This window comes from Hymenobacter sp. R533113, from assembly GCF_056835965.1.
This window is the reverse complement of record NZ_JAKWBD010000001.1, coordinates 690,104-702,832: the sequence shown is the minus strand read 5'-3', so window position 1 is coordinate 702,832 and position 12,729 is coordinate 690,104. Positions and strand designations below refer to the sequence as shown.

The following is a 12,729-nucleotide window of genomic DNA, read 5'->3' as shown; positions in this document are numbered from 1 at the left end:
GGGGCTTTTTTTATGCCTCAAAGTCAATGACAACTAAATTAGTAAATCGACTCTAAATTACACAGTTGAGCTGACCGCATATTTATTGGTCAATATCTTAGTAATCAACATATTATATGGCAAAAATATTAGCAATTATTTTTAGTAAATGTGCAACTATGGTTAGTTCTCTGCTGTTTACTTAGCATGACGACGATATTAGAGAACAACATCATTCCGCTCGTGACGGACGAGCAGCGGCAAGCGGAGGAAACGTGGCGCAAATCGATTCCTGCCCAGGTTTTTCTCAATTACTTCTTTGCCATCAACTACCACATTCAGGAGAACGACGACGCGACTGGCGGCTTGCAGCACCTGCCCTACTTCCGGGCGCATCAAGCCGAGCTAACCGACGCCGACTTCCCGAATATCACCAAGCTCCTGCACGCCTGCTGGAGCACGGAGTACGCTTTGCGTGCTACCGCGGAGCTAGGCGACGAAGACTACCTGCGCAACGCCCTGCACTGGACCTTCCCGCAGGCGTATCATACTATTCTGTCGGGTTTGCAGGCTTTCCTGTACACTACCGGCGTACGCTCCAACAACTCTTCGCTGATTCAGCGCGAGGTGGGCCGATTGGTCGTGCGCAATGCGTATCCGCGGCCCGTGTCGTTTTATGCGGCTGGTGCTTACGGCGACTTCAGCATTCATCGCCTACCGCTGGCGGGCTACAAGGCCGGCTTGCACATCGCGGGCAAGGAGATTGAGGCCCAGGCGCAGATCGGGCAGTTCCTGCGCACCACGCGTAAGATGAAGGCTCAGTTTACGCGTCAGCAAGTGCAGGCTAATTCCAACACCGCGTTACGCAGCCAGAAAACCGGCAAGGTGCTGGACAAGTGGACGGCCGCGCACTGGCAGCAGATTACGTGGCGCTTAGGCTACACTACTATCTTCGACTTGCTCAGCCGCCTGCGCATCTCGCAGACCAGCCGCGAGATTGAGCGCTACGTGGAAGCCGAGATTGACTTTAAGCTTTTCCACCAGTCGCTGCTCAACATCGTGAGCTACCTCAATGGTATTCATGAGAGCTATGTGGCCAAGGCTATGGGCCTGGAGCGCTATCAGCAGCTTATTGCTGACCTGCCGAAGCACTTGCAGCACAGCTTCGTAGCCGACCGCTTGCGCAACCGCATCGAGCCGCTGCTGACTGGCGAGGCTCCTACCCAGATGAACATCGCAGCTTAATCCGCTCTCTTTACTGTCTTACTACTGATACACGTAAGCGCTGCTCCCCTGGGGCGGCGCTTTTTGTTTCGGTATAATCCGGGCGGCGGGCGTAACTTCGCCGCCTTATTTCAAAGCCTTTGACCATGCACCATCTCAGCGAACAGGAACAGCAACGCCGCCACAAGCTCGACGAGCTGCACAAGCTCGGCATTGAGCCGTATCCGTCCGAGCTGTTCGACGTGAATTTCTCCGCGCAGGAGATTCTGGATAACTACCACGTTGAACTCAACAACTTTCAGGAAGTGAGTCTGGCTGGCCGCATCATGTCGCAGCGCGTGATGGGCAAGGCTTCCTTCGCGGAGCTGATGGACTCTTCCGGACGCATTCAGCTTTATATCAACCGCGACGAAATTTGCCCCGGCGAGGATAAGGAGCTGTACAATACAGTTTTCAAAAAGCTGATTGACCTGGGTGATTTCGTGGGCGTGAAAGGCCGCGTGTTCAAAACGCAGGTGGGCGAGACTTCGATACACGTTACGGAGTTCAAACTGCTGGCCAAAGCCCTGCGCCCGCTACCGGTGGTGAAGGAGAAGGACGGTCAAATTTATGACGCCTTCACCGACCCCGAGCAACGCTACCGCCAACGCTACGTGGATATGGTCGTGAATCCGCAGGTGCGCGAGACATTCACGAAGCGGACGCTGCTAGTGCAGGCCATGCGCAACTATCTGAACGATAAAGGCTATCTGGAAGTAGAAACCCCTATTCTACAGCCTTTGTACGGCGGCGCGGCCGCGCGCCCGTTCAAGACCTTCCATAACACGCTGGACATGACGCTGTATCTGCGCATTGCCAACGAGCTGTACCTCAAGCGACTGATCGTAGGCGGCTTCGATGGGGTGTATGAGTTCAGCAAGGACTTCCGCAACGAGGGCATGTCGCGCTTTCACAACCCCGAGTTTACCCAGATGGAGCTGTACGTGGCCTACAAAGACTACTACTGGATGATGGATCTGGTGGAGGAAATGGTAGAGCGCGTGGCCTTCGAGCTGCACGGCAAAACGGAAGTGCAGGTGGGCGACAACCTCATCAACTTCCAGCGGCCCTGGCAGCGCTTCACCATGTTCGAAGCCATCCAGCACTTCACTGGCATCGACATCACCGATATGGATGAGGCGGCACTGCGCGAAACGGCTCACACCCTGCACGTGCATCTGGACCCCAGCATGGGCAAAGCCAAAATCATCGATGAGCTGTTTGGCGAGTTATGCGAGCCGAAACTGATTCAGCCTACGTTCATTACCGACTATCCGGTGGAAATGTCGCCGCTGGCAAAGAAGCATCGCTCCAAGCCCGGCTTGGTTGAGCGTTTTGAAGCTATCTGCAACGGCAAAGAAATCTGCAACGCCTTCTCCGAACTCAACGACCCTATCGACCAGCGCCAGCGCTTCGAGGACCAGTTGGAGCTTGGCAAGCGCGGCGACGTGGAGGCGATGGTACTCGACGAAGACTTTCTGCGGGCGCTGGAGTACGGAATGCCCCCCACGGCTGGCCTGGGCATCGGTATCGACCGCCTGAGCATGATTATGACCAACTCCAACTCGATTCAGGATGTGCTCTTCTTCCCCCAGATGAAGCCGGAGAATAATTAAGTCTGAATCGCGGATTTTGCGGATTAGTCGGATTTAACGGATTTCGGTGACGATTCACAACTCATAAAAAAGCCCCCCAGAATTATTCTGGGGGGCTTTTTTATGAGTTTGCTGGCCGAATTTATTACTAGACGAATTCGCTGAAAATCGTCACCGAAATCCGTTAAATCCGACTAATCCGCAAAATCCGTGATTCAGATAAAAATCAGAAAGCCTCCCGCAATAATCACGAGAGGCCTTCCTTTATAACTGACTTACCCTTCCAATCGGGGTGATAGGAAGAAGCTTGCGATGAACAATCTGATTTTGCTACTAAGTCTGTTTGACCAATACTTAGCAGAAGCTCTTACTGTCGGCAATTTTACTTCCGATACTTCTCCGATTTTCTTTCAAGCCGGTTATGTTTTCTTTAACGGCACTGCGCAACTAAGGTTACGAAATGCCGAAAAAATTCCGGTTTTTTTAAAGTCCGTGATTCGGACCTTCCTGGTTCAGGATATCGTCGGCATCGGTGCCACCGATGGCGCTGCCACCTACTGAACCGGTACCCGTGATGTCCTGTCCGCCCCGACGCCCGGCACCCGGTGCGCTGGCTAAGTCGCCGCTCTGGTCAGCACGCGTGCCGGCCGATGATTTGAGCGAGTTGAGGATATCATCGGCGTTGACGCGGTTAGCCAAATCTTGGCCACTCTGGATAGCGCTGCCTTTCAGGTCGTTTACTTTAGCCAAGCTCTCCTGGAACAGCTTGGTTAGGTCGTCGCTGAACTTGGAAGCCGATTTCTTGAGCGTAGTGCGTGTTTCCTCGCCTGTTTCGGGAGCCAGGAGCAAGCCTGCAATGATACCGGCACTGGCACCGGCCAGCAGGGAAAGAATGATTTTGCCGTTTTTGTCTTTCATGAGCGTAAGCAGTAAGAATAAAGAGTAGATGGTGAATCGGCTATGAAGGCACGGTAGCCTTACAGGTAATCCGCAACTTGTAACGAGTTTGTTACCCGAAAGTTATCACAAAAAAGACCCTTTTCTACTATTTAGAAAAGGGTCTTTCCTTGATAATCGAGAGCCGGATTTGGCTTACAGATCGTTCAGCAATTTCGTGATTTCACGCTTGCCTTTGCCGAGCTTCTGCTGCAGGCGGCCTAAGAGGTCTTCCTCTTGGCCTTCAGCGTACTGTAGGTCATCGTCGGTGAGTTGAGCATACTGCTGACGCAATTTGCCTTTGCTCTCGTTCCAGTCACCTTTCAGCTTCAGGCCGCTGCCGGCGCCGGTCAGGCCCATTTCTTCAAACTTCTCGATGTAGCCCTTGAACTGGGTATCCAGCTGTTCGCCATATTTGGAGAGCTGCTCGCCGAGCTGACCGCTATACTTGGTAGCTGCATTTTTCAAATTGCCACGGGTAGCGGTGCCTTTATCAGGGGCCATCAGCAGCCCTGCAATGATGCCAGCGCTGGCGCCAGCTAGTACGGCGAGGAGAATTTTGCCCGAGTTGTCTTCTTGTTGATACGACATGTTGGTAAGGAGAGAAAGTGAATACTTGAAAACAGGCGCCAAAATCGGTGACTCCGAAAGGTGGAATTCAGCGAAGTGAGGGCGCGCCTGGCTTGTTAAGCTGACTGCCTATACGAACACTGTTAAGCTGGGTTATATTTAGGGAATAAAAAATAGCTGAAATAAAATATAAGGTTTGTCAAGGAGACGTTTTGCCCCCCAGCCCGTAATTTGACTTTAGTATCCACATTGGGCAGTTGGGTTGTTTTACCATCTTGTAGTATGAAAAACTTGCTTTTCGCGGCTGCCTTGCTGCCTTTGCTCGCTACCTGCAGCCAGCCACCCGCTACATCCACCACTACCCCGGCAGCAACCGCGGCAGTCTGCATCGATTCAACCAAAATCGACCGAGCTGCCATTTGCACCATGCAATACGACCCCGTGTGCGGCTGCAATGGCAAGACCTACAGCAACGATTGTGTAGCCACCAGCGCGGGCGTGCTCTCCTACACAAAGGGAGAATGCCCGGAGAAACCAAAGAACTAAAAAATTGCCCCCCAGCTATATGCCCAACGAGAAAAAGTACTTCCGCCAGCAAGCCCCCTTCCGCGTGCCCACCAACGACGGCAAGCTCATTGAGGAGCACATTGGCCTGGCCAGCACCCACACCAGCGAGTATAGTGTGGCCCACATGGTGGCGCCGCCCCAGTGGAGCGAGCCGCACCAGCGCCCCCAGTTCGATGAAATTACCATTGTGGTACGTGGCCAGAAGCGGTTTGAGGTAGACGGCGACATCATTGAGCTGAGCGCCGGCGAGTCGTTGCTGATTAAGGCCGGGGCACGGGTGCGGTACTCCAACCCGTTTGATGCCGAGTGCGAATATTGGTCGATTTGCGTGCCCGCCTTCAGTCCAGCCACCGTGAACCGGGAGGAAGGATAAGGTAATGGACTGCTTTCTTGATGACCGATGAGGAGGCTGTTTAGAAATTCGCTAAAAGCCTACTAACGGTCATGCTGAATGAAGCGGAGTCAAAGCATGACCGTCAAACGACTTCCCAAACGCGCTCTAGGCTTTGCGCGACGCTTTACCCGGCCAGCCACTTGCGCAACTCCGGCGTACGGTGGGTGCTGCTGGTGAGGGTAAGGGGCTGGCCTTTCAGGTGGACGACCAGCGTGTCATTGAAATAAGGCTCTAACTTTTCGATGGCCCGCAGGTGCACTATTTCGGCGCGATTGAGGCGGAAGAAGGCGGCCGGGTCCAGCAGGGTTTCGAGTTGGCTCAAGGTTTCGTTCAGCACGAAGGCCCGGCCCCGCTCATCCACAGCGTGCGTAACGCCGTTGCGAAGCTGGAAGTAAGCGAGGTCGGCAACGTTGAGCAGGTACAGGCCCGCGCGGCTTTTGCTCACTAGCCGGTCCTTGTAGCGTGGGGCAGGCGCGGCGTAGGCCGCCGCCAACTGCTGCAGCGCCGCCCCCTGGAACGATTGTCGTAGCCGCTCGTACTTCTGCATGGCGGCCGCAAAGTGCGCGTACTGCACGGGTTTGAGCACGTAGGCAATGCCATTTTGCTCAAAGGCCTGCACCAGAAAGGAGTCGTAGGCGGTAATGAAGATGACGGGGCTCGTGACGCTGACTTGCCGGAAGAGCGCAAACACGTTGCCATCGAGCAGTTCAATGTCGGACAGAATCAGGTCGGGAGCCGGATGCGTACGCAGGTACTCGGCGGCTTCGCTGACCTGCTGGCACTCGGCCACTACGTGCGCAGCCGGATGGTACTGCTGCACAAACCGGCGCACCTGGGCTGCCGCTGGCTCTTCATCTTCCAGGATCAGAATGTGCATACGCGGGCAAGGTTAGAGCAGGCAACAGGGGAGGGAAACGGTGAATTCATGGGGTGTCTCGATAATCTGCACAGGCGTATCGGTAAGCAAGGCCAGCCGGGCCCGGATACCAGCCAGGCCGCTACCGACGCCCTCCGCGGCAGTTGGGCGCGGGTGCCGGGCATTGGACACAGTCAGCGTCTGCGGCGTGATGGTCAGGCGCACCCCCAGCGGCCGGGCCCGGCTGGCCAGGTTGTGCTTCACGGCATTGGTGAGCAGCTCCTGTACCACGCCCGGCGGCACCAGCAGCAGCTGCAAATCGGCCGCAGTAGCCTGCACGTCTTCTTCCACCTGATAAGCGGCACCAAACCGACGGCGTAGCAGGTAATGGTAGTCGCGGGCGAAGGACAGCTCCTCAGCTACGGGCACTACCTCCTGGTGGCGAGTGCGCACCAGGTAACGGTACAGACCAGCCAGGTGGGTCACGTATTCGTGCGCGGTTTGGTTGGTGGGCTCAATGAGCGAAGCCAAAATGTTGAGGTTGTTGAACAGGAAGTGCGGATCTACGTGCTGCTGCAGGGCCTGAAGCCGAGCCCGGGCCGCGGCTTGCTCGGCCTGGGCCAGGGCCGCGGTGGCGGTGGCGGCGTGCTGCTGATACAGGAAGGGCAGGTACACGCTACCTACAATCAGGTACAGAAATACATCGGAGAAGAAGCTGCGCACTATCGGGTACCACTCCCAGCTCCAGCTCCGAGCGCCGGGCAACCAGCCAATCACAAATGACAGCCCATTAATGATTGCCAGAAACCACAGCCCCCCACAGCCAGCAGCAAGAAATAGTACCTTGCTCCTACCGGGCGTCGGCCCCGCGCCTGCCAGCGCGCATCCAGCTTATCGAGTACGAACAGGATAAGCAGCGCCTGCAGAAAAAGCCAGAACGGCGCGTCCGGAAACAAGTAAAAATCGGCGGCCTGGGTGGCCATGGTCAGCCGGGTGAAGACTGCCACCAACAGCGAGAGGCCAAACACGAACACGTAGAACCAGGGACTTTTGCGCATAACGGCCGGAAGATAGACAGCCACGGTATACTTTCCACCACCTTACAGGCCCACTACTTTCGCCTCCTTGCCGGCCTCATCGAAGAAGCGGAGCACCGGCTGGTTGTTAGCATCAACGCCAATGGTAAGGCGGGTTTTGCCTTGCGCATCCTTGAAATCGAGGGTCGACTGCGCTTCATTGGCTAGCAGCATCACGCGGTTGCTGCCCTTCTGGTCGTTCATCACCAGGGCCGAGGATTTGCTGAGCGTGGTGCCCATGTATACGCGCGGCGTCAGGCCCAGCTTGCCTTCGCGCATGGCCTGTCGGCGCTGCTCAGGGGTGGCGTTCTGGTACCGCTCCTGCATGGTGGGCATCGATTCGTCGGGGGCGTCGTTGAAGGTCAGGCCCGCCGTGTACCCCAGGCCCTGCTGCTGGTAGGTCAGCGCAATCACCTGATCCTGCCCAAACCGGTCAAAGGACAAATGCCCCCCGGCCGACACCTTTCCGTCTTTGTCCTTTTGCCCCCCGAAGATGAGTCCGCCGCACTCCTCGCCTTTATCGTTGTAGAAGATCATACCGGGGTTGCTGCGCTTGTAGTCTATGTGCTTGCCATCGAGGGTTACGCCCTGCGGAAACCGTTCCTTGTTGCTCATCATCATTTTCACGGTGCCGTCGCGCTCCACTAGGTTCAGGCGCTCCACCGATATTTCGCCGAAGCGCACGGGTTTGTCGGGTTTGCCAAAGGCGCAGAGCAGCGCCACGGCCGGTACCAGCGTGGCGGTGAGGGCGTAGGCTTTCAGAAATCGTACGTCGCGGGCTAGTTGTTGCGTGTCCATGAGGTTGAGGAGGTAAAGAGTGAATGATGGCCCAAAAGTGGCTTTTCACCCGGCACCAGTCAGGCACATTCGCGGGAGTGCCGGAAAAAACGTGGGAGCGCCGGAAAAGTCCGGGTGAATGCAACCACCCCCGCCGTTTGCTAGCCTTCTACCGCCGACAAACCTGTACCTTGTTCACTGGCAGTCACCCTTCCTTCCTTTATTCCTATGGACCAGCGCATCATCAACCTTTTCGACGAATACACCCACGCTCCGCTCAGCCGCAAGGAATTTATGGAGCGGTTGCTGAAAATAACTGGCGGCGCGGCCCTCGCCACGGCCGCTTTAGCGGTGCTGGAGCCCGGCTACGCCAGAGCGGCCACCGTGCCTGTGCAGGACGCTAAGCTGGAGGAGGAAACCGTAAACTGGCCCGGCGACGGCACCACTATGCAGGGCTACCTGGTGCGTCCCAAAGGCAAAAAGAAGCGGGGCGCCGTGGTGGTGATTCACGAAAACCGCGGCCTCACGCCCCATATCAAGGACGTAACCCGCCGCGTAGCCCAAGCTGGCTACCTGGCGCTAGGCGTCGATGCGCTGTCCCAGTTTGGCGGCACGCCCACCGACGAGGACCAAGGCCGCACCCTCATCGGCCAGCTCGACCCGCAGAAAACGCTTAACAACTACCTCGCCGCCCTCGTCTACCTCCGCCAGCGCCCCGACAGCAACGGCAAAACCGGCTGCGTCGGTTTCTGCTGGGGTGGCGCTATGGCCAACCGCCTCGCCCTCAGCGACCCCAAGCTCAACGCCGCCGTGGCCTACTACGGCACCCAGCCCAAAGACGCGGACGTTTCCAAAATCAAGGCGCACCTGATGATGCACTACGCCGCCCTCGATGAGCGCGTAAATGCCGGAGCAGCCGCTTACGAAGCGGCGCTGAAAGCCGCCAATGTGAAGTATCAGCAATTTATGTACGAAGGCGTAAACCACGCTTTCAACAACGACTCGTCCCCTGCCCGCTACAACGCCGAAGCCGCCAAGCTGGCTTGGGAGCGGACATTGGGATTGTTTAAGAAGGAGTTGAGCTAGACTATTCCAACTCCATGAGACTCCCCTTCAGATCTACGGTGAGAATGCTAGGGATTGTGTGCTGGACGGTATTTTCTGCGAGTTGTCAGGAAACGCCGCCCAAGCAAACTCCTACAGTTTCAGTTTCTCCCAGTCCCCAAGCACTTGACACCCCGGCTGTCGTGCAAGTACCCGAAGCTGCGGCAACACCGTCTGACTCGGTTGATGAATACTTGGATTGGGACGCCGTGAAACTTAACAGCAAGCTGCCTCTGATTAGCAAAACCGAGGAGCTATATAAGCTTTTAGGCCGTCCGGATAGCTTGGTAAGCCCAGACTTTAATGATGTGTGCGTTTACTACTTTGATGATAAGACTTTCCAGTATGCTTATTTTAAAGAAAGCCGGGCAGAAGTATATGGTGATACTGCGGTCATCACCTCCATTGATTTTCGCAAAAATCCAGAATTAGAGCTATCAACTCCTACACTTCAGTTGAACAGTAAAACTACCTTGTCGTCACTTGCTAAAATCTACCCACAAGCCGTAAAAGAGCAAGGCGAAATGGACGTGTACAGAGCCGGCAAGCGAATAGGCGTGTCTTTAGCGATGGGCAGAATTGTGAGTGACGAATCTTGGCTTTTGCTTTTTGATAAAGGACTGTTGGTAGAAATACAATGGTTTATGCCATGTTAGATTGAGTTTAAGCTGAGTTTATTCAGAAACATAGATTTATATTGATTGCTTATACACCCAACCTTTATTCATGAAAAAGAATTGCTTTAGATTCTTATTACTGTTTGTGCTTCTCAGCCAGCTACCGCAGCTTGTGTGTGCCCAAACTGCTACTGCAAAGGCTTACACCTATATGCAAGTCTTCTACAATGGGCCCAAAACTCCTCCTGGTTCCGCGTATATGACTTTTGCACCTTCTTTTCATAATCAAATGGAGGTCAGATTTAATAAGCCGAGCATAGTCGAGGAAATGTTTAGTCCCATGCTCGACAAACCTCAGAAAACCGAGGTGGTAGAAGTAGTGACCGATTTTGACGACCTACAGGCCAAGCAAAAGGACCCTAAATACAGGGCGGTGATGAAGGAGCGGCAAGAAAAAGAAAAACAGAAATTTGAGAAGCAAATTAAAACGCTGGAAGAACGCGAGCAAAAAATGCGTGACTCGTTGATGAAAGTATTAAATGGCGCGACAACGGAAGGTTGGGAAATAGTACAGATGAGTTCTTACGGGGACAGCGGCCTTGTTTACTTGCTTCGCCAAGCTAAATAAAATACAGGAAGGTTTAACGCCTAAAGAAAGGCTCCAGAGAAGTTCTGGGACCTTTTCTATTTATTCATCCCGATAGAGTACGTTTCACCTAACCCGTTCATTTTGGTCCAACAACCATGAGCTAGCGCTAATAGCCAGTTTATCCTATTTTATCAACTGATAAATATTTTACTAGTAGTATATTGCTTACTAATCTATCTAACATTATATGAAAACACCACATCCTGTTATTGCCGCATTACTAGCGGGCACTGTGCTTGCCAGCAGTTGCGCCAGCAGCACCATGCTACTAACTGACCCAGTAGGCGCCAAAGTGTATCTGGATGGAGAGTCTGTGGGCACTACTCCCTACCGCCACACCGATACCAAGATTGTCGGGAGCACTACGGCGGTGCGCCTGGAAAAAGAGGGCTACGAACCCCTCGACACGTATTTCTCCCGCGATGAGGAGGCAGATGCGGGGGCTATTGTGGGGGGCGTTTTTCTGCTCTTCCCCTTCCTGTGGACCATGAAGTACAAACCGACTCATACGTACGAGCTAAGACCCTTAGGCACTCAGCCGCCAAACTCCGCTCCCACCAGCACACAGTCCGTTGTTCAAACCAACGGCAAGTCAAAGGCGGACCGGCTGCGCGACACGAAGAAACTCTTCGACGAGAAGATTTTGACTCAGCAGGAATATGAAATAGAGAAGCAGAAAATCCTGAATGAGCCTCAATAGACGTTCTTACTAAATTGGTCACAAAAAAGCCTCCCAGAATATTTCTGGGGGGCTTTTTTAAGCCTTAACAATCAAACCTTACGACTTCGGCACGGCCGCCGGCAGCGGCTTGCGCGGCAGCTTCTGGTCGCGCATGGCGGTGTGGTATACGAAGGAAGCGACGATGACGGAGGCCTGCTTCAGGTCATCGGCCTGGAGGCGGTCAAAGGTATCCATATTGGTGTGGTGGGTGCGGGTGTTATAGTCGAGGCCATCCTGCACGAACTGGAAGCCAGGCAGGCCCACGGCGTCGAAGGCCAGGTGGTCGGTGCCGCCGGTGTTACGGGGCGTGACGGTGGTGGCGCCGAGGTCGGCGAAGGGCTGGAGCCAAGCCGTGAAGATGGGCGCTACGCCCTCATTGTCCTGCAAATAGATACCGCGGATTTTGCCGCCGCCATTGTCCAGATTGAAGTAGCCAGCCAGCTTCTCGTGGTCGGGCAGCAGCTTCATGGTAGCGGGGTCAGCGAAGTGGTTTTTCACGTAGTTGCGTGAGCCGTGCAGGCCCTGCTCTTCCTCGCCCCACAAGGCAATGCGAATGGTGCGGCGGGGCTTTACGCCGGTTGCTTTCAGGATACGCATGGCTTCCATCATCACGGCGCAGCCGGCCGCGTTGTCGGTGGCACCGGTGGCGGCGTGCCAGGAGTCCAAATGCCCCCCAAGCATCACCACTTCGCTTTTCAGCTTGCGGTCGGTGCCGGGAATTTCGGCTATTACGTTGTAGCCTTTCAAATCGGTGTTCTGGAAACGGGTCTTGGTTTCCATTTCCACTTCCACCGGAATGCCGGCTTCCACCAATCGAATCAGGCGCAGCTGGTCCTCGGGCGACATTTCAATTTCGGGCAGTACGGGCTTCGCATCGGCAGCGTAAGGCGCACCATTGCTGGTAAAAAAAGTGCCGTGCGAGCCACCACGAGTGCTTAGCACCGCAGCCGCGCCTTCGCTCATCAGCATCTCGTTGAGTTTGGTACGCAGCGCGGCCTGGGCACGACGGGCGTTCATTCGCTCCGTCATAGCTGGGTCCTCGGTAGTTGGGCGCGCAGGCTGAGCTTCCATCATTTTGGTTAGCTCATCATCAGTGTAGCGCTTGGCGTCGGCCTCGAAGGTGGTTTTGGGCGGCGTGGCCACGGCCGTCAGCACAATTTTGTCGCGCAACTGGCCTTGGTACTTGGCCAACTCCTCTTCGGTAGTGGCATTCACGTACACCACCTGCTTCTTCACGTTGCCACTGGTAGAGGGCGTCCAGGCTTTGGGCGCGCCAATCATGGCGTGATAATACGGCGCCGTCATAGCCACGTACGACTTCTCGATGTCCCAGCCGCGCCCGAATTCGCCCCAGGGCTCGATGTTGGCGTTGCTCATGCCCCACTTGGTGAGCTGGCCTTTGGTCCACTCGTTGGCGCGTTTCAGGCCGTCGGAGTTAGCCAAGCGTGGGCCGCACACGTCGGTCAGGTAAAAGGCCGTTTCCATCACCTTGGAGCGGTTCATGCCTTCGTCTTTGATCTTGGCAATCATGGCCTGATCAACTTTTTCGGCTTGTTGGGCCAGGGTAGGCATGGCCAGAGCCAGGCCACCGGCCAGGGCTAGGAGTCGGAGTGCTGTCATGTGGT

Annotated in this window: 15 protein-coding genes; 8 read left to right on the top strand and 7 right to left on the bottom strand. The window is 55.2% G+C overall.

What is annotated here, in order from left to right:
• Positions 1-186 precede the first annotated feature (186 nt).
• Positions 187-1,224, top strand: coding sequence for a hypothetical protein (locus MKZ35_RS03305; protein WP_482511789.1), 1,038 nt, complete (start codon positions 187-189; stop codon positions 1,222-1,224).
• A gap of 125 nt (positions 1,225-1,349) precedes the next feature.
• Positions 1,350-2,858: a lysine--tRNA ligase gene (gene lysS / locus MKZ35_RS03300; RefSeq protein ID WP_482511788.1), complete on the top strand. Its 1,509-nt coding sequence runs from the start codon at positions 1,350-1,352 to the stop codon at positions 2,856-2,858.
• Between the two features lie 462 nt (positions 2,859-3,320).
• On the opposite strand, the gene MKZ35_RS03295 is transcribed toward lysS, so the two are convergent.
• Positions 3,321-3,755, bottom strand: a complete 435-nt coding sequence (locus MKZ35_RS03295; RefSeq protein WP_482511787.1) for a YtxH domain-containing protein — start codon at positions 3,753-3,755, stop codon at positions 3,321-3,323.
• A gap of 174 nt (positions 3,756-3,929) precedes the next feature.
• A complete protein-coding gene (locus MKZ35_RS03290) occupies positions 3,930-4,364 on the bottom strand; it encodes a YtxH domain-containing protein (RefSeq protein ID WP_482511786.1) in 435 nt (144 codons plus the stop codon).
• A gap of 261 nt (positions 4,365-4,625) precedes the next feature.
• On the opposite strand from MKZ35_RS03290, the gene MKZ35_RS03285 reads away from it, so the two are divergent.
• Both MKZ35_RS03285 and MKZ35_RS03280 read left to right on the top strand, forming a co-directional pair.
• Positions 4,626-4,889, top strand: a complete 264-nt coding sequence (locus MKZ35_RS03285) for a Kazal-type serine protease inhibitor domain-containing protein (RefSeq protein WP_482511785.1) — start codon at positions 4,626-4,628, stop codon at positions 4,887-4,889.
• Between the two features lie 19 nt (positions 4,890-4,908).
• Positions 4,909-5,283, top strand: coding sequence for a cupin domain-containing protein (locus MKZ35_RS03280; RefSeq protein WP_482511784.1), 375 nt, complete (start codon positions 4,909-4,911; stop codon positions 5,281-5,283).
• 145 nt (positions 5,284-5,428) lie between these two features.
• Here MKZ35_RS03280 and MKZ35_RS03275 read toward each other — a convergent pair whose 3' ends face one another.
• From MKZ35_RS03275 to MKZ35_RS03260, 4 genes are read right to left on the bottom strand one after another with little or no spacing between them, the layout of a single operon-like run.
• Complete coding sequence (locus tag MKZ35_RS03275; protein ID WP_482511783.1) at positions 5,429-6,181, bottom strand: LytR/AlgR family response regulator transcription factor; 753 nt, start codon at positions 6,179-6,181, stop codon at positions 5,429-5,431.
• A 12-nt stretch (positions 6,182-6,193) separates the two neighbouring features.
• A complete protein-coding gene (locus tag MKZ35_RS03270) occupies positions 6,194-6,937 on the bottom strand; it encodes a sensor histidine kinase (RefSeq protein ID WP_482511782.1) in 744 nt (247 codons plus the stop codon).
• Complete coding sequence (locus MKZ35_RS03265; RefSeq protein WP_482511781.1) at positions 6,934-7,218, bottom strand: hypothetical protein; 285 nt, start codon at positions 7,216-7,218, stop codon at positions 6,934-6,936. Before MKZ35_RS03265 ends, MKZ35_RS03270 begins: the two co-directional genes overlap by 4 nt.
• Positions 7,219-7,260: 42 nt before the next feature.
• The gene (locus MKZ35_RS03260) at positions 7,261-8,034 is read right to left on the bottom strand and encodes a hypothetical protein (protein ID WP_482511780.1); all 774 of its coding nucleotides are present in this window, start codon (positions 8,032-8,034) and stop codon (positions 7,261-7,263) included.
• A 207-nt stretch (positions 8,035-8,241) separates the two neighbouring features.
• Between MKZ35_RS03260 and MKZ35_RS03255 the strand changes: the two genes are divergently transcribed.
• From MKZ35_RS03255 to MKZ35_RS03240, 4 genes are all read left to right on the top strand, one after another.
• The gene (locus MKZ35_RS03255; protein WP_482511779.1) at positions 8,242-9,099 is read left to right on the top strand and encodes a dienelactone hydrolase family protein; all 858 of its coding nucleotides are present in this window, start codon (positions 8,242-8,244) and stop codon (positions 9,097-9,099) included.
• Between the two features lie 161 nt (positions 9,100-9,260).
• Complete coding sequence (locus MKZ35_RS03250; protein WP_482511778.1) at positions 9,261-9,773, top strand: hypothetical protein; 513 nt, start codon at positions 9,261-9,263, stop codon at positions 9,771-9,773.
• Between the two features lie 70 nt (positions 9,774-9,843).
• Positions 9,844-10,362: a hypothetical protein gene (locus MKZ35_RS03245; RefSeq protein WP_482511777.1), complete on the top strand. Its 519-nt coding sequence runs from the start codon at positions 9,844-9,846 to the stop codon at positions 10,360-10,362.
• Positions 10,363-10,570: 208 nt separating this feature from the next.
• The gene (locus tag MKZ35_RS03240) at positions 10,571-11,083 is read left to right on the top strand and encodes a PEGA domain-containing protein (protein ID WP_482511776.1); all 513 of its coding nucleotides are present in this window, start codon (positions 10,571-10,573) and stop codon (positions 11,081-11,083) included.
• Positions 11,084-11,161: 78 nt separating this feature from the next.
• Here the strand turns inward: MKZ35_RS03240 and MKZ35_RS03235 are convergent, their stop codons facing one another.
• Entirely contained in the window at positions 11,162-12,724 is a 1,563-nt protein-coding gene (locus MKZ35_RS03235; protein ID WP_482511775.1) for a M28 family metallopeptidase, read from the bottom strand.
• Positions 12,725-12,729 lie beyond the last annotated feature (5 nt).